The organism is Nocardia pseudovaccinii NBRC 100343 (assembly GCF_001613225.1).
GTDB lineage: Bacteria > Actinomycetota > Actinomycetes > Mycobacteriales > Mycobacteriaceae > Nocardia > Nocardia pseudovaccinii.
In genome coordinates this window covers 18,589-38,848 of record NZ_BDBY01000384.1, presented here as the reverse complement: position 1 = coordinate 38,848, position 20,260 = coordinate 18,589, and the positions used below count along the sequence as shown (strand labels likewise).

The following is a 20,260-nucleotide window of genomic DNA, read 5'->3' as shown; positions in this document are numbered from 1 at the left end:
GCGCGCCGCAGACGACGCCCGCGCCGACCTCGAATGCCGCGCCTACCTCCGGCGCGCCGAAGCCCGCCGACACCGCTGCCGACGAGGCAAAGGTTTTGCGCGGCCCGGCCGCCGCCGTGGTCAAGAACATGTCCGCGTCGCTGGCCATCCCGACCGCGACCAGCGTGCGCGCCATTCCGGCGAAGCTGATGATCGACAACCGCCTGGTCATCAACAACCACCTGGCCCGCACCCGCGGCGGCAAGATCTCCTTCACCCACCTGCTCGGCTACGCGATCGTGCAGGCGGTCAAGTCGTTCCCGAATCTGAACCGGCACTTCGCCGAAATCGACGGCAAGCCGAACTCGGTCACTCCGGCGCACACCAATCTCGGACTCGCCATCGACCTGGCGGGCAAGGACGGCAGCCGCTCGCTGGTCGTCGCGGCCATCAAGGGCTGCGAGGCCATGACCTTCGGGCAGTTCCACACCGCCTATGAGGACATCGTGCGCCGCGCCCGCGACGGCAAGCTCGGCATCGACGACTTCACCGGCGTCACCATCTCGCTGACCAACCCGGGCACCATCGGCACCGTGCACTCGGTGCCGCGGCTGATGCCGGGCCAGGGCGCGATCATCGGCGCGGGCGCGATGGAGTACCCCGCCGAATTCCAGGGCATGAGCGACGAGCGCATCAACGAGCTCGGCGTCGGCAAGCTGATGACCCTGACCTCGACCTACGACCACCGCATCATTCAGGGCGCGGAGTCCGGCGACTTCCTGCGGACCATCCACAACCTGCTGATCAGCGACGAGTTCTACGACGAGATCTTCCACGGCCTCGGCGTGCCCTACGAGCCGGTGCGCTGGCGCAAGGACGTCAAGGAACGCGGCGTCGACAAGAGCACCCGCGTGCTCGAGATGATCGCGGCCTACCGCAACCGCGGCCACCTGATGGCAGACACCGATCCGCTGCGGCTGGTCAAGGACAAGTTCCGCAGCCACCCCGACCTCGATGTCACCCAGCACGGCCTCACCCTGTGGGACCTGGACCGCACCTTCGATGTCGCGGGCTTCCACGGCCAGGAGCGGATGAAGCTGCGCGATGTGCTCTCGGTGCTGCGCGATGCCTACTGCCGCCACGTCGGTGTGGAGTACACCCACATCCTGGAGACCGAGCAGCTGCAGTGGATTCAGGAGCGGGTCGAGCAGAAGCACGTCAAGCCGACTGTCGCACAGCAGAAGTACATCCTGAACCGGTTGAACGCGGCCGAGGCCTTCGAAACCTTCCTGCAGACCAAATACGTCGGCCAGAAGCGCTTCTCGCTCGAGGGCGCCGAAGCCGTCATCCCGATGATGGACGCCACCATCGACCAGTGCGCCGAGCATTCGCTCGATGAGGTCGTCATCGGTATGCCGCACCGCGGTCGCCTGAATGTGCTCGCCAATATCGTCGGCAAGCCGTACTCGAAGATCTTCACCGAGTTCGAGGGCAACATGAACCCGGCCGCCACCCACGGCTCCGGCGACGTGAAGTACCACCTCGGCGCGCGCGGCACCTACCTGCAGATGTTCGGCGACAACGAGATCGAGGTCTCGCTGACCGCCAACCCCTCGCACCTCGAGGCGGTCGACCCGGTGCTCGAGGGTCTGGTACGCGCGAAGCAAGATCTTTTGAACAAAGGTGATGGGCCGGAAGGCTTCTCCGTCATGCCGCTGATGCTGCACGGTGACGCCGCATTCGCGGGTCAGGGTGTGGTCGCGGAGACGCTGAACCTGTCGGGGCTGCGCGGTTACCGCGTCGGCGGCACCATCCACATCGTGGTGAACAACCAGATCGGCTTCACCACCGCACCGGAGAACAGCCGCTCCACCGAATACTCCACCGACATCGCGAAGTTCATCGGCGCGCCGATCTTCCACGTGAACGGTGACGACCCGGAGGCCTGCGACTGGGTGGCGCGTCTGGCGGTCGACTTCCGCCAGAAGTTCCGCAAGGACGTCGTGATCGACATGATCTGCTACCGGCGTCGCGGCCACAACGAGGGCGACGATCCGTCGATGACCCAGCCGTACATGTACGACGTCATCGACACCAAGCGCTCGGTGCGCAAGGCCTACACCGAGAGCCTGATCGGCCGTGGCGACATCTCGCTCAAAGAGGCCGAGGACGCGCTGCGTGACTACCAGGGTCAGCTGGAGCGGGTCTTCAACGAGGTTCGCGAGCTGGAGAAGTACGTCCCGGAGCCGAGCGAATCGGTCGAGGACGACCAGCAGGTGCCTGCGACCGTGGTGACCGCCGTGGACAAGACCGTGCTGCAGCGCATCGGCGACGCCTTCCTCGGTGTCCCCGAGGGCTTCAATGTGCACCCGCGCGTCAAGCCGGTGCTGGAGAAGCGGCGCGAAATGGCATACGAGGGCAAGGTCGACTGGGCCTTCGCCGAGTTGCTCGCCTTCGGCACGCTGATCGACGAGGGTCGCGCGGTGCGCCTGACCGGTCAGGACTCGCGTCGCGGCACCTTCACCCAGCGGCACTCGGTGATCATCGACCGCAAGACGGCCGAGGAATACACCCCGCTGCACAACATAGGCAGCTCCAACCCGGGCTGGTTCGCGGTACACGACTCCGCGCTGAGCGAATACGCCGCCGTCGGCTTCGAATACGGCTATTCGCTCGGCAACCCGGACGCACTCGTGTTGTGGGAGGCGCAGTTCGGTGACTTCGTCAACGGCGCGCAGTCCATCATCGACGAGTTCATCTCCTCCGGTGAGGCCAAGTGGGGTCAGCTGTCGGAGGTCGTGCTGCTGCTGCCGCACGGTCACGAGGGTCAGGGCCCGGACCACACCTCCGGTCGCATCGAGCGCTTCCTGCAGCTGTGCGCCGAGGGCTCGATGACGGTCGCCGTGCCGTCCACCCCGGCGAACTACTTCCACCTGCTGCGCCGCCACGCACTCGACGGCATCCGCCGCCCGCTGATCGTCTTCACCCCGAAGTCGATGCTGCGCAACAAGGCTGTGGTCTCGGACCTGAAGGACTTCACCGAATCGAAGTTCCGCTCGGTCTTCGACGAGCCCACCTACGAACAGGGCGTCGGCGACCGCAGCAAGGTCAAGCGTGTCCTGCTCACCAGCGGCAAGCTCTACTACGAGCTGGTCGCCGAAAAGGCCAAGCAGAAGCGCGAAGACGTCGCGATCGTGCGCATCGAGCAGCTCTACCCGCTGCCCAAGTTCCGCCTCAACGAGGCGCTTGCCGGTTACCCGAACGCGACGGATATCGCCTGGGTCCAAGAGGAACCAGCCAACCAGGGCGCTTGGCCCTTCTTCGGCCTGAACCTCCCGGAACTCCTGCCGGAGCGCTTCACCAAACTCCGCCGCATCTCCCGCCGCGCCATGTCGGCCCCCTCCTCGGGTTCGTCCAAGGTGCACGCCGTGGAGCAAGCCGAAATCGTCGCCGAGGCCTTCGAGCCGACCGCGTAGCTTCCCGCTGACCCGACGCCGGGCCGAATCCACTCTCCCCCAGAGTGATTCGGCCCGGCGTTGCTCGTGGTAGCCAGTTATTACCGTGGGGCCGGTGGCGCCCCAGCGCTGCCGGGGGCGGCGTCGGGGTCAGGGCGCGAAGCTGGCGTGACGCCTGGGATTCGGTCTTGTACGACGAAACTCGCGCGGGTTCGGATGGGGGCGCCGGAGTGGCGGATGTAGGGGACGGTGCGGAAGTCGGTGTGCCACAGGGTGTGATCGAGGTGGACGCGGACGTATCCGCGTTGGGAGTTGAAGAATTTCATGTCGGGGTTGGCGGCCAGGAGGTTGCGGCCGGTGGGGTTCATGTCGGTGCCGTCGCCGCCGGTTGTTATCGAGGTGCCGGTGAATTCGGCTGCTACCACCAGGGATTCGGGGATGGCGTAGTCGGGGCGGAGGTCGGCGGCGTAGTTGTGGTGGCGGTCGCCGGTGATGACGACGAGGTTGTGGATATCGCGGGCGGCGGCGGTGGCGAGGACGGTGTTGCGGTCGGCGACGTAGGCGTCCCAGGCATCGGTGCCGAAATTGGTCGCTGGGCCGGGGTCGTAGTCGGATTTGGCCATGGCCACCTGATTGCCGAGGATCTGCCAGCGGGCAGTGGAGCGGGTGAGGCCGTCGAGCAGCCAATCGCGTTGTGGTGCACCCAGAATCGAGCGATCGGGCGAAAGTCGGCCGGGGCAATCGTCGCCGATATCGCCGTTGCCGCATACTCCGCCGGTGCGGTATTGGCGGGTGTCGAGCATGGTGATGTCGGCGAGGTCGCCGAAGGTATAGCGGCGATGAATGCGCATGGTCGGGCCGGACGGGAGGGCCGCGATGCGCAGTGGCTGATGTTCGTACATCGCTTGGAAGGCGGCGGCTTTGCGGCGGCGGAAGAGTGCGGGGATGCGGTAGATGTCGAGGCCGAGGCCGGGATGGTCGGCGAACCAGTTGTTGTCGATCTCGTGGTCGTCCATGGTGACCAGCCACGGGAAGGCCGCGTGCGTGGCGCGCAGTGGTTGTTCGGCCTTGGCCTGGGCGTAGCGCAGCCGGTAGCCGGGTAGATCGACGGCTTCGGCGGCCAGATAGGGCTCCACCGACATCCCCGCACGGCCACGGTTCCAGCCGCGTTCGTAGATGTAATCCCCGAGGTGCACCACGAGATCGAGGTCTTCGGCGCTCATGTGCTCATAGGCGGTGTAGTAGCCGGAAGTCCACGATTGACAGGACGCGAACGCGAATCGCATTCGCGCAGTGGGCTGTCCGGTCGATGGAGCGGTTCGGGTGCGACCGATCGGCGAAATCGCCGAGCCCGCCCGGAACCGATAGAAGTACCAGCGATTCGGCTCCAGTCCTCCGACCTCCGGATGGACGGTGTGTGCGAGCTCTCGCGTGGCGACCGCACTCCCCCGCACCACCACGTCCCGGAACAGCTCGTCGCGTGCAACCTCGTAATCAACGGTCACCGGATGCAGCGCCATGCCGCCGAGCCCGTCCGGCGCCAACGGATCCGGCGCCAACCGCGTCCACAACACCACCCCATCCGGCAACGGATCCCCCGAGGCCACCCCCAACGTGAACGGATCCCCCAACCACCGCGGCGCCCGAAACCGCCCACTGCTCGCCGCCGATGCCCCCACCAACACCGCAACCGAACCAGCCGTACCCACCCTGAACAGCTGCCGACGAGACAGACCCATACGTCAGGATATCCGCCGCAAGAGCGCTCTCACGGACGTTCTGTTGTCCGTTTACCAATGGCAGCACTCAGCGCATCCAACTCGGCCAGGACATCGACTGCGGCCCAGATGCGGTTGCGTTTGCTGGCGGAAAGTACTTCGAGGATGCCCGCCTCGGTCAACCGGCCAAGGGCTCGATACGCATTGGCATCAGTGGTACCAGTGATCTGTTGAGCGGTATCCGCGTTGAAGATCGGGGTGTCCAGCAGGGCGGCGATGAGCGCTTCGTCGGCCGAGTTCGCGCGTGGACGGGCAATAGTGCGCCAGCGGGCCGGTAGTCCGGCCAGGACACGGGCAGAGTCCTGCGCGGCCTCGCTCGAGTGGATCGCGGCGACGGCGACGTATTCGACGAATGCGTCGGCGCGCCCGTCCCGGTAGGCGGTCAGTCGGGCGAAATAGCGTCCGGTGTCGGCGAGCATCACCGAGGCGAGCGGCACAGTGACCCGCTGCGTCAGGCCGCGGCGGCGCAGGATGGCGCTGATGAGTGCGCGGCCGATGCGGCCATTGCCGTCGGTGAACGGGTGAATGGACTCGAATTGTGCGTGCGCGATGGCCGCCTGCGCGAGGATCGGTAGGTCGGTGCGGTTGACGAAGACCAGCAGGTCGTCCATCAACTCGACCACCAGTTCCGGTGGCGGCGGGATGTATTCCGCGTCGATCGGGGTGTAGTCGCTACCACCGATCCAGTTCTGCACATCGCGCAGGCTGCCGCTATCACGGGCGGCGTAATAGTCCGGGGCCATCAGTAGCCGGTGCGCGTCGAGCAATGTGTCCAGGGTGATCGGGCCGGAACCCGCCGCATCGACCATCGCGATCAACGCTTTGACCGCCGCCAATTGCGATTGCGCCTCGTCCGTTGCTTTACCACCGGCGACAGCCTTACCGAAGGCACGCCATCCCGCGTCGATGTGCTCGATCTTCGATGACGCAACGGACTCGCTGCGCAGGAGGAAGTCCGCGAGCGGGGCCAGATGTTCGCCGAAGCCCGCCTCGAGGCGGGCGACCGCGATCACCGCCGCTTCATGGGCACGAGCGACCGCACCGGTGGCGTCGTAGTCGAGGGCGGCAATGCGCGCCGGAATCGACACGGCTATTCGCTCGAGAGTACGGTCCGCCCGCGAACCCCGCCGCTGACGCGAATTCCAAGCCTGGTCCTCGATTCGGCACGATGGCCAGTCCACGACACTCCTTCGGCTGGAAAACGACAACATACGTGACGTTAACTTCGTTTATGCATACTAAACGCAGTTATACGCCGGGTTGTTGTTGTTTGTGCGATCTTCCAGAAGTACTCGCAATAGCGAATCGCCCGCAGCTCACCCACGAAGGGCCGCGGCCAGCGCGGGGTTCAGCGAAAGGGCCAGCGCCAGTAGGGATTCGACCAAGAGGTCGACCAGTTGTTCGCGGGTGATGGTTTCGTGGCGGAGCCAGGTGAGGGTGGTTTCCTCTACGAAGGCGATCCAGCCGCGCATGGCGAGGGTGAGGCGGGGCCGGTCGGTGTCCGGAATGTCGACGGGCACTTCGGTCAGGATGATGTCGATGATGACGTTGCGGGTCTGGTCGACGAGCGGGAGCACCTCGGCGCTCACACTCGCCGGGCCGCGCAGCAGCGATACATACGAATTGCGGTTCTCGCCGACGTACTCGATGTAGCGCTCGATCGAATCGCGCAGCATCTCGAACACGCCGAGGGTGCGGTCCGGCGCGACGCGCTCGAGCAGCTCGGCATTGGCATGACGGACTATCGCCAGCTGGAAGTCCTGTTTGGTCGGGAAGTAGTGGAAGAGCAGGCCACGCGAGATCCCGGCTTCCCCGGCGATTTCGGTGATCGAGATGTCTTCGATGGCGCGGTCCCCGAGCATCTTGGCGCCCAAGGTGATCAGTTGCAGACGGCGCTCCTCCGGGCTGAGCCGGGTGCGCTTGACAGTTTCTCCGGTGCCTCGACTACTCACGGGCCCATCTTACTGAACGCTGCTCAATACTGTTGACTCGTGCTCAATAGCGTCGTAGTCTGCATTACATGAGTCGCAAGGTTACAGACAAAGCTGTCGGCAACCGCCACGTCAAGACCATCATCATCGGCAGCGGTTTCGCTGGTCTGGGCCTGGCAATCCGGTTGAGCAAGCAGGGCCGCAACGATTACCTCGTATTGGAACGCGGCAGCGATGTCGGCGGCACCTGGCGCGACAACACCTACCCGGGCGCGGCCTGCGATGTGCCGTCGCACCTGTACTCGTACTCGTTCGCGCTGAACCCGAACTGGTCGCGCTCGTTCTCCAAGCAGGGCGAGATCCAGCAGTACATCCAGGGCGTCGCGCGCGAGTACAACGTGCTCGACAAGCACCTGTTCAACTGCGACGTGACGGCGGCCCGCTGGAACAACGCCACCAACATGTGGCATATCGAATCGACCCGGGGCAGCTTCACCGCCGACACCGTCGTGTCCGCCGTCGGCGCGCTGTGCGAGCCCGCGCTCCCGGATATCAAGGGCATCAACGGTTTCGAGGGGGAGATCTTCCACTCCGCCCGCTGGAACCACGATGCCGATCTGACCGGCAAGCGCGTCGCCATCATCGGCACCGGAGCCTCGGCCATCCAGATCGTGCCGTCCATCGCCCCGAAGGTCGCGCACCTGGGCGTCTACCAGCGCACCGCGCCGTGGCTGCTTCCCCGCATGGACCGCCCGTACACCCTGCCGGAGCGTTTCGCCTTCCGGCGCATCCCGGGCTTCCAGCGATTATCCCGCGCCGCCATCTACGCCGCGCGCGAAACCCAGGTCGTCGGCCTGGCCAAGGTTCCGGCACTGATGCAGGCCTTCGAGCTGATCGCCAAGGCCAAGCTGCAGTTGGAGATCCGCGACCCGGAGCTGCGCAAGAAGGTCACCCCGAACTTCCGGATCGGCTGCAAGCGCATGCTGATCTCCAACGACTACTACCCGGCGCTGAGCCGCCCGAACGTGGACGTGGTCACCGACGGCATCGTCGAGGTACGCGCGAATTCCATCGTCACCAAGGACGGCACCGAGCGCGAAATCGACGCACTCATCGTCGCGACCGGCTTCCACGTCACGGATTCGCCGACCTACAACGCCATCTCGGGCAAGGACGGTCGCACGCTGGCGGAGGTATTCGACGAGATCGGCCAGCAGGGTTACAAGGGCGCGGCCGTCGCGAACTTCCCCAATATGTTCTTCCTACTGGGCCCGAACGTCGGTCTCGGCCACACCTCGATGGTGTACATGATCGAATCCCAGATCAACTACATCGCCGACGCTCTGGCCACTGTCGATCGCCTCGGCCTGCGCACGGTCGAGGTGAAGCGCGCGGTGCAGGACACCTACAACAAGAACCTGCAGGGCAAACTGGTGAAAAGCGTGTGGAGTACCGGCGGCTGCGCCAGCTGGTACCTGGACAAGCACGGCAACAACACCACGCTCTGGCCGGATTTCACCTTCGAATTCCGCAGGATTACAAAGAATTTCGACGTCTCCGCCTATGAGACGACTAGCGTCGGAAGCTCCCGAGAAGAACTGAAAGTGGTGGCACAGTGAGCAATGATGCTTACTTCAAGGGCAAGGTCTGTGTGATCACCGGGGCGGGTTCCGGCATCGGCCGCGCCCTCGCGGAGAACCTGGCCAGGCGCGGCGCCCAACTCGCGCTCTCCGATATCGATACCGACGGCCTGGCCGAGACCGTGCGCCGCTGCGAGGCGTACGGAGCCGAAATCAAATCCGATCGGCTGAATGTGACCGAGCGCGAAGCGGTACTGCTGTACGCCGACGCCGTGAAAGCGCATTTCGGCAAGGTGCACCAGATCTACAACAACGCGGGCATCGCCTACCACGGCGAGGTGATCCGCTCGGAGTTCAAGGACATCGAGCGCATCATGGACGTCGACTTCTGGGGCGTCGTCAACGGCACCAAGGCCTTCCTGCCGCTGCTGATCGAATCCGGCGACGGCCACGTCGTCAATGTCTCCAGCCTGTTCGGCCTCATCGCCGTCCCGGGCCAGAGTGCTTATAACGCAGCCAAATTCGCGGTGCGCGGGTTCACCGAGTCGCTGCGCCAGGAGATGCTTGCCGGTAAGCATCCGGTCAAGGTGACCTGTGTGCATCCCGGCGGCATCAAGACCGCCGTCGCCCGCAATGCCACCTATGCCGAGGGTATCGACAGCCAGAGCGCCGCATCGCTGTTCGACAAGAAGCTGGCCATTCACACACCGGAAATGGCCGCGCAGACCATTACCGAGGGCGTCCGCAAGGGACACGGTCGCGTGCTGATCGGCTGGGAGGCCAAGGTGCTCGACCTGTTCGTCCGGGTCACCGCCTCCGGCTACCAGCGCATCGCCGCCGCGGTGAACCGTCCCTTCCTACCCTGAACCAGTCCGGGGAATCGAGGAAAACCCATGCGTGACATCAACATTCCGCTACCCGTCGCGCGAGCGCTGCTGAGTCCGATTTTCCGGGTCTCACTGAACGCGCGACTGCCCTGGCAGATGCAGCGGATATTGCTCGGTATCGGTTCGCGCGCACAGTTTTTGCCATCGGGCACGACCGTGCACCGGCTCCGCCTCGGCGGTCGACCAGCGGAACGAATCACCGCGGGTTCGGCCAGGCCGAACCTGAACGCGGGCGCAGTGCTCTACCTGCACGGCGGCGGCTATGCGATCGGATCGCCGACGACGCACCGTTCACTGGCCGCCCGGCTGGCGCACGAAACCGGTTGCACCGTCTATGTTCTCGACTACCGATTGGCGCCGGAGCACCCGTTCCCGGCCGGACTAGAGGACGCCGAGTCGGCCTTCCTGGAACTGGTCGGCAATATCGGCTACCGCCCCGAACAGATTGCGCTCTCGGGTGATTCGGCGGGCGGCGGACTGTCGCTGGCCACCGCGCAGCGGCTCATCGCCCAACACGGCTACACCCCGGCGGCGCTCGGCCTGATCGCGCCGTGGGTGGATCCGAATCAGGTTCCGGACAAGTTCCGCGATCTGGTGATCAATCGGCCGTGGTCGCGCGCATGCGCCGCGGCCTATCTCGGCGATGGGGACGGCAAGGACACCGGCTACGCACCGCTGCACGGTGAACTGCGTGGTTTGCCGCCGACGTATGTACAGGTCGATGTCAGCGAACTGCTGCATGCGCAATGTGTCGAATTCGTGACGGCACTGCGGGTTGCGGGCGTCCATACCAGGTTCACCGAGAGCCAGCGGCTATGGCACGTCGCACAACTGCAGGCCGCGCTCGTCGGGCCTGCCGCGGCGGCGCTGACCGAACTCGCCGATTTCCTGCGGGAAGCGGTCCAACCGATCTCGCTGCGCGACCTAGGATAGATAGTGGCTCACCTGCGCTAGTTCGAACGCACGAAACTCGAGACCGACTCCGTCCGACGACGACACATCGGGGCCCGACGAGACTGCAGACGGGCCACCGAAACTGAACCGGACCGGTTTTCCGGTGGCCGGAATGACGTCCCGGTCACAGGTGTCGTAGATTACTGGCGAGTACACCCACGTGGAAGGGCACTGATGCGAGAGTTCGAAGCCCCGGCTTCCTACACCGTCCCGGAAGATGCGAACAATTCCGATAACGTCTTCCGGCATGCCGAGCAGTCGCCCGGCGCGGTGCTGTTCAACGTCACCGAAGGTGGCGGCTGGCGGGAAATCAAGGCCGCGGAATTCGCCAAGACGGTCACCGATGTGGCCAAGGGCCTCATCGCCTCCGGTCTCGAGCTCGGCGATCGCGTCGCGATCATGGCCCCGACCCGCTACGAGTGGGTGCTGCTGGACTTCGCCATCTGGGCCGCCGGTGGATGCACCGTCGCCATCTACGACAGCTCGGCCGCCGAACAGGCCAAGTGGATCCTGCAGGACTCCGCCACCAAGCTGCTGGTGGTCGACAGCGATAAGCACCGCAAGGTCATCGATGAGATCGAGGCGGGCGCGCTGCCGGACCTGAAGGAGACCCTGCAGATCGACAAGGGCGCCGTCGACGATTTGATCGCGCGCGGCGCCGACCTCGACGACGCGACCGTGCACGCGCGCCGCGCCGAGGTCAACGCCAAGTCCCCGGCCACCCTGATCTACACCTCGGGCACCACCGGCCGCCCCAAGGGCGTCATGCTCTCTCATTCGAATCTGTACGCGGAGTCGAAGTCCGACCGGATCGCGCTGAACAAGTACGTCGCCGAGGGCAAGAAGACGCTGATGTTCCTGCCGCTGGCGCACGTGTTCGCGCGTGCCGTCACGCTGGCGGCATTCGACGCCAAGGTGATCGTCGCGTTCACCGCCGACTGGTCCACCCTGGTCGAACAGTTCGGCAGCTACCGCCCGCACTTCATCCTCGCGGTGCCGCGCGTCTTCGAGAAGGTGTTCAACAGCGCCAAGCAGAAGGCACACGACGGCGGTAAGGGCAAGATCTTCGACGCGGCCGCCGAAACCGCCATCGCCTACAGCCAGTCCATCGACAACGGTGGGCCCGGCCTGGTGCTCAAGCTCAAGCACACGGTTTTCGACAAGCTCGTCTACAGCAAGCTGCGGGTCGCGCTCGGCGGTCAGTGCGAGGCCGCGGTCTCCGGCGGCGGACCGCTCGGTGCGCGCTTGGGCCACTTCTTCCGCGGCGTCGGCGTCACCATCTACGAGGGCTACGGCCTCACCGAGACGACTGCGGCCATCACGGTGAACACCCCCGGCAATATTCGCGTCGGCAGCGTCGGCAAGCCGATCGAGGGCCATGCGGTGAAGATCGCCGAAGACGGCGAACTGCTGCTGCGCGGATCGGTTGTCTTCAACGGTTATTGGGGCAATGCCGAGGCCACCGAGGAGGCGTTCACCGACGGCTGGTTCAAGACCGGCGACCTGGGCGCCGTCGACGGCGACGGGTACGTCACCATTACCGGCCGCAAGAAGGAAATCATCGTCACCGCGGGCGGCAAGAACGTCTCCCCCGGTCTGATGGAGGATTCGCTGCGCGCCCACCCGCTGATCAGCCAGGTCATGGTGGTCGGCGACGGACAGCCCTTCGTCGGCGCGCTGATCACCCTCGATCCGGAGGCGCTGCCGGGCTGGAAGGAACGCAACAACCTGCCCGTCGAGACCCCGATCGAGCAGATCATCGAGAATCCGGCGCTGGTCGCGGAGATCAATGCGGCGGTCGCGGAGACCAATAAGAAGGTCTCGCATGCCGAGGCGATCAAGAAGATCCGCATCCTGCCCGTCGACTGGACCCAGGAGACCGGTGAGCTGACGCCGAAGATGTCGCTCAAGCGGGCCGTGGTGATGAAGCAGTACTCGTCCGAGGTGGAGAAGATCTACAGCTGACGCTGATTTTACGAGGCGCCGTCCGCGAGTTGCGGACGGCGCCTTTGCTTTCGGTGCGTTGCCGCTCGTGCTACCGGATCGCTTCGGCCACCGGGTCGAATACAAGCTCGTTCCCCGTATTCAGGGCGACAGTGAAAGCCCACACAAAAGAGGCGGCAACGCGAGCGCGCCCTGACTGGATGGTCCTCTACTTCGAGGTACTGCGTCACAATCGACAGCGGCGTGCCATCGAACGAATCCGCGAAATATGAACCCAGCCAGAAATAGCGTGGCAGATGTGCAGTTGCGGTACACCTTTCGTGTCTGCCCGACACCGGGACAGCGACAAGCACTGTCGCGGGCGTTCGGGTGCGCGCGGGTGGTGTTCAATGACGCACTGCGTACACGGCAGAGCGCGCGAGCCGCCGGAGCGCCGTATGTGAGCGACGGTGACCTTTCCAAGGCGTTGACCGTTGCGAAGAAAACCCCGGAGCGGGCGTGGCTGGGTGAGGTGTCGGCCGTCGTGCTGCAGCAGGCGCTGGCGGACCTGAACACGGCCTACCGCAACTTCTTCGCCTCACTCAGCGGGAAACGAAAGGGACGTAAGGTTTCCCCGCCCCGCTACCGGTCCCGCAAAGATAGTCGGCAGAGCATCCGGTTCACCGCCAACGCTCGCTTCGCGGTCACTGGTGGTGGGAAGCTGCGGCTACCGAAGATCGGTGATATCGCGGTGCGGTGGTCGCGGGAGCTGCCGTCGGCACCATCGTCGGTGACTATCATCCGAGATGCCGCTGGACGGTATTTCGCATCGTTCGTCGTGCAAACCGATGATCAGCCGCTGCCCGAAGTCGATACGGAGGTGGGGATCGACCTCGGACTGACAACGTTCGCGGTGCTGTCCGATGGCACCACGATCGCAAGCCCGCGATTCTTCCGGCGGGCAGAACGTCGTCTCCGGAAGGCGCAGAAAGCGTTGAGCCGCAAACAGAAAGGCAGTCGCAACCGGGACAAGGCACGTGTCAAGATGGCGAAGGCTCACGCCGTCGTGCGTGATACCCGCCTGGACTGGGCGCACAAACACTCCACGGCGATCATCCGCGATAACCAAGCGGTGTACGTCGAGGACTTGTGTATCCAGGGCCTGGAGCGGACACGGTTGGCGAAGTCGATAAATGATGCCGGGTGGGGTTTGTTCACCCGGTTGCTGGCGGAGAAAGCGGCCCGCTACGGGCGGTATTTCGGGAAGGTGGATCGCTGGTTCCCGTCATCGCGGCTGTGTTCGATGTGCGGGGTGATCGACGGGCCGAAGCCGCTGTCGGTGCGAACCTGGACGTGCCGGTGCGGTGCGATCCATGACCGGGATCGCAATGCCGCTGACAATATTCTCGCCGCTGGGCAGGCGGAGAGACGAAACGCTTGTGGAGTGCGGGTAAGACCGGAGCCTGTTCCGGCGCTGCGCGCTGAAGCAGGAACCCACCGACAGGCCGTGACGGTCTAGCAGGAATCGTCGCACGAAGGCGAGGATGCCAATACCAGCGGCACAAGTCCGCCGACTGAGGTTCACGTCACCGAATGGTCATACTCCCCGACCGCACCCGGCAGTAGGCTCGGACCATGGCTGAACTGCGCTTTCGGGTGGCGGCGGGCATTGTCGCCGCCGGTCTGGCACTCGGCGTGTCCGAGCTCGTGGCCGCCTTCATCGGCCCCGACAGCGCGCCACCGAACGCTCTCGGCTCCACCGTCATCGACCACACCCCGGACGGCCTGCGCGAATGGGTCATCCAAACCTTCGGCACCAATGACAAGACCCTGTTGTTCGTCTGCATGGCACTCGTGGCCGTGCTGGTCGCCGGATTCATCGGAACCATCGAACGAACAGATCATCCGCGCGGATCCTGGCTCCTGGCCGCTCTCGGCCTGCTCACCGCGGCCATCGCCTTCGGCCGCACCGGACTCTCCACCGTCTGGCCCACCGTAATCGGCGTCGCCGCGGGCATTTACGCCCTCCGCGCCCTGACCTCCCGAATCGACGACGCCGCAGCCGCGCACATGGCCCCGCCCGCCGCGCCTTCGCCGAAAACCACTGCCACCGAAGCCGACTCATCCAGCGCCGACGTGTCGGCTGCGCCCGGTAAGGGGGCCGAGCAAGATGGGGAGAGCGCAGCGACACCGGAACCGACTGCCACCCACCATGACTCGACCGACCAGGGCGCGGCGCAGATCCGTGACGCCAGTTCGGCCACGGCTGAAGATCGAGCGTCGAGCAGCGGCGGGACGGCAGCCGCGCCGGAGATGCCCGGAAGCCGTTCGACCGCAGCGGCGGCGAAGGAACCTGCGGCTTCGACAGCGGGAGCGGCTTCGGGACCGCAGCGGCGACAGGTGTTGCGGGGCATTGCGATTACGGGTGGGCTGGCGTTGCTCAGTGGGGTGGGTGGGCGGCTGATCGGGGCGCAGCGGCGGGATGTTTCCGGTGAGCGGGCGGCGATTCAATTGCCGGAGCCGAGTGGGCCGACCACTTCGCTCGCACCCGATGCGGATTTGAAATTGCCGGGGCTGACGCCGTATCTGACGTCCAATAGCGACTTCTATCGGATCGATACCGCGCTGATCGTGCCGCAGGTGTCCGTTGACGATTGGTCGTTGCGGATCCACGGGATGGTGGATCACGAAATCCAGCTCAGCTGGGACGATCTCGCCAAACGCACACCGGTCGAGACGCTGGTGACGCTGGCCTGTGTATCGAATCCGGTCGGCGGCGATCTGATCGGCAATGCGAGCTGGCGCGGCTACCGCTTGGACGAACTGCTCGCCGAGGCCGGACCGCATCCGGATGCCGATATGGTCCTGTCGCACAGCATCGACGGCTTCACCGCGGGCAGCCCGCTGGCCGTACTCACCGACGGCCGCGATGCGCTGCTCGCCGTCGGTATGAACGGCGAACCCCTCCCGGTCGCGCACGGTTATCCGGCCCGGCTGGTCGTCCCCGGCCTCTACGGCTACGTCTCCGCCACCAAATGGGTCACCGAGCTGGAGATCACCCGCTTCGACCGCGCCACCGCCTACTGGACCCGTCGCGGCTGGTCCGCCTACGGCCCCATCAAAACCGGCACCCGCATCGACACCCCGCGCGCCCGCGCCAAACTGCAACCGGGCAGCACCGCCATCGCCGGTGTCGCCTGGGCCCAGCACCGCGGCATCCGGGCCGTCGAAGTCCAAATCGACAACGGCCCTTGGCAACCCGCCCGCCTGTCCACCGAACAATCCATCGATACCTGGCGCCAATGGGTCTACGACTGGAACGCCACCCCCGGCCCCCACACCATCCGCGCCCGCGCCACCGACGGCACCGGCGAAACCCAAACCGAAGCCCGCGCCCCCGTAGTCCCCGACGGCGCCACCGGCTACCCCTCCACCACCATCCAGGTCGGCTGACGATTACGGCGCATAAGACAATATTTTGACCCGGTGCGCGCTTACCAGCCGGTTGCGCTTGCCACGATAGGATCGGCCCGATACTCGTTGCCGGTCCCGAGGAGCAGCATGTCCGCCGTATTCGATTGGGCGCGGGAAGAGAACCTGCAGCCGGAGCCGATCACGGTGGAGATTTGGAAGGAACTTCCCGAAGACTTCTGCCGCCTGGTTGAGGTGGAGAACGGCGAAGCGGTCCGGGCGGAAGAACCGAGTCGACCGCATCAGACAGCGACGTTCAGACTTGCACACATGGTTGACCGAGCAATCGCCGAGCACGTCGACCAGTATCGGGACGAATGCCTGGACACAAGTATTGACTTCGACTTACTGCTGTGGGAAACGCCGCGAACAACCATCAGGCGACCCGATCTCGGCATTTACGACTGTGCACCCGCGGATCTCCGACCGCTGCCCGCTCACCTCGTAAAGCTGGTCATCGAGATCGTGTCACCGGGCACCACGAGGATCGACCTGGTCGAGAAGAAAGCGGAGTATGCAATTGCCGGTATCCCGTGGTACTGGATTGTCCGAATTGGCGACAACAGCATCTCAATGATCGAGATCTTCGTTCTTGATCATGTCCTCGGTCAGTACCGACCTCATGCGAAGTTGACGCCGAACGAGCCGCAGACCACCGTCGACCTACCGATTCGGATAACCATCGATTGGACCCAGCTGACGGGTCTGGCCCGCTGACGGGTATGCCCCGTGCGCGAATTACGCACGGGGCACGCAGAACTCACACGCCGACGGCGTCGGCCTTGGCCAGGTCGGTCTTCGGGCCGGATGCGGCGGACTTGCCGTGGCGGATGAAGAGGGCCGAGGCGATTACACCGATCACGAGGATGCCCGCGGGGAGCAGGATGGCTTGGCTGAGGGCGGTGCTGAAGGCGTCCTTGACGAATTCGGGGATGGGCCCTTGGCCCGCACCGCCTTCGGAGACCTTGCCGCCGCCGAGGCCGTTTGCGCTCATCCGGGCCGCGACCAAGGCGCTGATCGCGGCGCTACCGAGTACCGAACCCACCTGCCGGGTGGTGTTGTAGACACCCGCGCCCGCACCGGCCAGCTGGATCGGCAGGTTGTGCGTGGCGGTGGAAGCCAGTGGCGCCCAGATGCAGGCGTTGGCGAAACCCGCCAGCGCGGCCGAGACCAGGAACCACACCAGTGACGAATGCGGTGTCATCACTGCCGAGAACCAAAAGATCGACACCGAGAATCCGATGAATCCGATGGTGGGCACAAGACGCGGGTGCAGCTTGTCGGAGACCTTGCCGATGATCGGTGCGAAGACGCCCGTGACGATCGCCATCGGCGCGAATACCAAGGCGGACTTGGTCGGTGACATTTCGCGCACCGCCTGCAGGTAGAAGTACGTCGGCACCATGAACGAGGTGACCGCCGCGCCCATGGCCGCGATGGCCACATTCGACATCGCGAAGTTGCGATCACGGAACAGCCCCAACGGCAGCAGCGGCTCACCGGTATTGCGCGACTGATTCACCAGGAACACCGCCAGCACAACGACACCCGCGCCGATCATCAGCCAGATGCGCAGCGACCAGTCGTAGGTATTGCCCTCCTGGATACCGAAGACCAGCAGGAACAGACCGATACCGCTGAGCACCACACCCGGGATGTCGAACTTGTGCTCATGCGTCGGCAGCGCCGGGACCAGCCAGACCGCGAGCGCGAAGGCGACGATGCCGACCGGAACATTGACGATGAAGATCCACTCCCAGCCGAGCCCGTCGACCAGCACACCGCCGAGGATCGGGCCGACCAGCGTGGCCAGACCGGCGACACCGCCCCACAGACCCATGGCCGCACCGCGCTTGTCCGGCGGGAAGGTCCTGGTGATCACCGCCATGGTCTGCGGCGTCATCATCGCGGCGCCGAGACCCTGCACGGCCCGTGCGGCGATAAGCATGGTGATCGATCCGGACAGACCGCACCACAGCGAGGCGGCGGTGAATACGGCCAGACCGATCAGGTACAGGTTCTTGGGCCCGTAGCGATCACCCAGCCGACCGGTGACCAGCAGCGGCACCGCATAGGTCAGCAAGTACGCGCTGGTCACCCAGATGACCTGGGAGATGTCGGCCTGCAGATCCGTCATGATCGCCGGGTTCGCGACCGCGACGATGGTCATATCCAGCAGGATCATGAAGAAGCCGACGACCAGCGCGAACAGCGCCAGCCACGGATTACGTTGTGTGGTCATGGATTTGGTTCCTATCTCGGATGTCTGTCCCGGCTGACAAGCACGGCAGAGAAGCGAATCGGGTGCTGCACGCACCGGTACACATCACGGCGGTGAGGCGCTGGTCTGGCTCCAGCGGCGCGGCACCGGGGGTAGTCCGGAACTTTCTCGTTCGGACCAAGGGTGCTGATGTTCGGTTACGCGGACGCCGGTGGCGGGGTCGAATTCGTTCCACTCCATCTCGCCGCTTTCCAGTTCGGAGATCAGGTTGTGGACCCACGCGATCTCGGCCGCGATGGTGGCATGCAGATACGGGAGCACGATCCAGTAGCGACGGGGCACATCGTGCACACCCGCCCACTGGCTCATCATGTCGACATCGGCGAGGTCCTGCGCCAGCCGATCGACCCGCTCCCGCAGTAGCGCGAGCACTTCCGTCGCGGGCAGGTTGTGGGCTTCGGCGAGCCCGACCGGGAACATCGGGTACTCCCGACCGGGATCGCGCAGGATCTCGGCGATTCGGGAACGCAATGTCGCCCGGCCGCTTTCGGTGATCCGGTAGGTGGTGCGCTCCGGCCGATTCCCCTCCCGGTCGACCCCCTCGGCCTGCACCAATCCCTGGTCGGCCAACCGCGTTACCGTGTGATAGAGCGAGCCCGGCCGCACCTTCACCAGCATGTCCTCCCGACGTGCGATCAGCAGCTGAAATGCCTCGTAGGGATGCATGGGCCGCTCTTCGAGCAGCGCGAGCACGGCGATCGCCAATGGCGTCACCGACGGGCGCGCGTGCTGCCCCATTTTCGGTCACCTCCTGCACAACACTCGCGGATGCGAGATCGAATTCCTGGAGCACGATAGCCATGGCCACCGACATACTCCCGATCAAATACTCCACATGGAATATACGGTGCGGAACAGTCCACGCACAAGACCGCGGCATCGATCGGAAAAGTGATCGGCGACATAGCAAAACGGCCCGAGCGTAACCGCTCGGGCCGTCGTGACCAGGGGATTTGCTAGAGCGCGTGGTTGTCCAACCAGGTGCGCGCCACCTCCGCGGCAGCGGCACCCGCGCGGACCTTGCGGATCATCTCCGCCAACTCGTCGGTCGTGAGCTCACCCGCGACGTAGTTCAGTTTCTTGATCTGCCGATCATCCAGCAGACCCTTGCGGTAGACCGCGAGCACATTCTCGGCTCGCACCGCGTAATCGTTATCGGCGAGGATCGTCAGCCCATCGGTCGCACCGGGGGTCAGCGCGGGCGGGCCGGTCAGGATTCCGGCCTGGATTTCGCCGTCCAGCAATGCCTTTCGCAACGCAGTCGCGTCGGGATAGGGCCTGGTACCGGCGAAGTCGCAACCGGCAATCCACACGGGCGCCGCGGTTTGCAGCACGCCGGGCACCGATGCCACCCCGGCCTGGATTTCGCCACACCGCGGTGCGAGCGCGCCGATCGACCGCACGTCCTTGCCCACCGCTTCGGTCAGCAGCACCCGGGCTCGCATATCCGTACCGTCGGCCGGATCGGAGACCGCCAGCCCTTCCGGCAGCGACCGGTTCAACTCCTCGGTCACCGACAACCGAACTGGCGCGGACTTGTCCGCCACCTCGGTCGTCACCTCGGGCTTGCGCGCCTGCGCGTCGGCATTCAGGAAGGTGAGCAGTTCGCCGCTGTGCTCGCCGACCACCGTCACCGTGCCAGCATCCAGCGCGGCCAGATAGTCCGCCCGATTACCGAGATCGGCGGTGACCGAGGTGCGTGCACCGGTCCGCGCCAGCGCGCCCGCATAAATTTGCGCAAGCAGATTTGATTCCATCGAATCGCCCGCGCCGACCGCTATCGTCGGGCCCGAACCGTCGCTTCCACAGGAAACAGCCAGCCCGACGGCCGTGACGACCACGATCCGTGCCAGCATCCGCCTCGACGCGGCCAACCCCATCCGGCGACACCAACCTTCGGTAGTGAACAGGAACTGCATGCAGCGGGCAATATGAACAACCAGAATGTACCGGGTGGCCGTGCGAGCACGGCTTCTCGCACCGCCCGTCATGCCGGAAGGACTCCAGTGAAAACCACGATC

The 20,260-nt window shown here is 65.1% G+C and carries 14 protein-coding genes; 8 read left to right on the top strand and 6 right to left on the bottom strand.

The window, feature by feature from the left end:
• Nucleotides 1-3,455: multifunctional oxoglutarate decarboxylase/oxoglutarate dehydrogenase thiamine pyrophosphate-binding subunit/dihydrolipoyllysine-residue succinyltransferase subunit (locus tag NP3_RS41680; protein WP_063047209.1), on the top strand; the 3,455-nt coding region annotated here is incomplete at its 5' end.
• Between the two features lie 80 nt (nucleotides 3,456-3,535).
• Here NP3_RS41680 and NP3_RS41675 read toward each other — a convergent pair.
• From NP3_RS41675 to NP3_RS41665, 3 genes are all read right to left on the bottom strand, one after another.
• A complete protein-coding gene (locus NP3_RS41675; RefSeq protein ID WP_063047208.1) occupies nucleotides 3,536-5,173 on the bottom strand; it encodes an alkaline phosphatase D family protein in 1,638 nt (545 codons plus the stop codon).
• 29 nt (nucleotides 5,174-5,202) lie between these two features.
• Nucleotides 5,203-6,423: a Fic family protein gene (locus NP3_RS41670; RefSeq protein ID WP_373864827.1), complete on the bottom strand. Its 1,221-nt coding sequence runs from the start codon at nucleotides 6,421-6,423 to the stop codon at nucleotides 5,203-5,205.
• 105 nt (nucleotides 6,424-6,528) lie between these two features.
• A complete protein-coding gene (locus tag NP3_RS41665) occupies nucleotides 6,529-7,164 on the bottom strand; it encodes a TetR/AcrR family transcriptional regulator (RefSeq protein WP_063047206.1) in 636 nt (211 codons plus the stop codon).
• A 68-nt stretch (nucleotides 7,165-7,232) separates the two neighbouring features.
• On the opposite strand from NP3_RS41665, the gene NP3_RS41660 reads away from it, so the two are divergent.
• The 7 genes from NP3_RS41660 (at nucleotide 7,233) to NP3_RS41625 (ending at nucleotide 16,675) form a co-directional block, all read left to right on the top strand.
• Nucleotides 7,233-8,762: a flavin-containing monooxygenase gene (locus tag NP3_RS41660; RefSeq protein WP_063047205.1), complete on the top strand. Its 1,530-nt coding sequence runs from the start codon at nucleotides 7,233-7,235 to the stop codon at nucleotides 8,760-8,762.
• Nucleotides 8,759-9,589 carry an SDR family NAD(P)-dependent oxidoreductase gene (locus tag NP3_RS41655; protein ID WP_063047204.1) on the top strand — a complete coding sequence of 277 codons (831 nt, stop codon included), beginning with the start codon at nucleotides 8,759-8,761 and terminating at the stop codon, nucleotides 9,587-9,589. The genes NP3_RS41660 and NP3_RS41655 overlap by 4 nt, the downstream gene beginning before the upstream one ends.
• Nucleotides 9,590-9,616: 27 nt before the next feature.
• Nucleotides 9,617-10,543: an alpha/beta hydrolase gene (locus NP3_RS41650; protein ID WP_063047203.1), complete on the top strand. Its 927-nt coding sequence runs from the start codon at nucleotides 9,617-9,619 to the stop codon at nucleotides 10,541-10,543.
• A gap of 195 nt (nucleotides 10,544-10,738) precedes the next feature.
• Complete coding sequence (locus NP3_RS41640; RefSeq protein WP_063047201.1) at nucleotides 10,739-12,529, top strand: AMP-dependent synthetase/ligase; 1,791 nt, start codon at nucleotides 10,739-10,741, stop codon at nucleotides 12,527-12,529.
• 277 nt (nucleotides 12,530-12,806) lie between these two features.
• The gene (locus NP3_RS41635; protein ID WP_157124905.1) at nucleotides 12,807-14,006 is read left to right on the top strand and encodes an RNA-guided endonuclease InsQ/TnpB family protein; all 1,200 of its coding nucleotides are present in this window, start codon (nucleotides 12,807-12,809) and stop codon (nucleotides 14,004-14,006) included.
• A 116-nt stretch (nucleotides 14,007-14,122) separates the two neighbouring features.
• Nucleotides 14,123-15,940, top strand: a complete 1,818-nt coding sequence (locus NP3_RS41630; RefSeq protein ID WP_063047199.1) for a molybdopterin-dependent oxidoreductase — start codon at nucleotides 14,123-14,125, stop codon at nucleotides 15,938-15,940.
• A 108-nt stretch (nucleotides 15,941-16,048) separates the two neighbouring features.
• Nucleotides 16,049-16,675, top strand: a complete 627-nt coding sequence (locus NP3_RS41625; protein WP_063047198.1) for a Uma2 family endonuclease — start codon at nucleotides 16,049-16,051, stop codon at nucleotides 16,673-16,675.
• 43 nt (nucleotides 16,676-16,718) lie between these two features.
• Here the strand turns inward: NP3_RS41625 and NP3_RS41620 are convergent, their stop codons facing one another.
• The 3 genes from NP3_RS41620 to NP3_RS41610 all read right to left on the bottom strand — a co-directional run bounded on the left by NP3_RS41620 (nucleotide 16,719) and on the right by NP3_RS41610 (nucleotide 20,158).
• On the bottom strand, nucleotides 16,719-18,200 hold the full coding sequence (locus NP3_RS41620) for a DHA2 family efflux MFS transporter permease subunit (protein ID WP_063047197.1): 1,482 nt from the start codon (nucleotides 18,198-18,200) through the stop codon (nucleotides 16,719-16,721).
• Between the two features lie 84 nt (nucleotides 18,201-18,284).
• Complete coding sequence (locus NP3_RS41615; RefSeq protein ID WP_063047196.1) at nucleotides 18,285-18,977, bottom strand: PadR family transcriptional regulator; 693 nt, start codon at nucleotides 18,975-18,977, stop codon at nucleotides 18,285-18,287.
• Between the two features lie 218 nt (nucleotides 18,978-19,195).
• Nucleotides 19,196-20,158 carry a glycine betaine ABC transporter substrate-binding protein gene (locus NP3_RS41610; RefSeq protein ID WP_245721330.1) on the bottom strand — a complete coding sequence of 321 codons (963 nt, stop codon included), beginning with the start codon at nucleotides 20,156-20,158 and terminating at the stop codon, nucleotides 19,196-19,198.
• Nucleotides 20,159-20,260 lie beyond the last annotated feature (102 nt).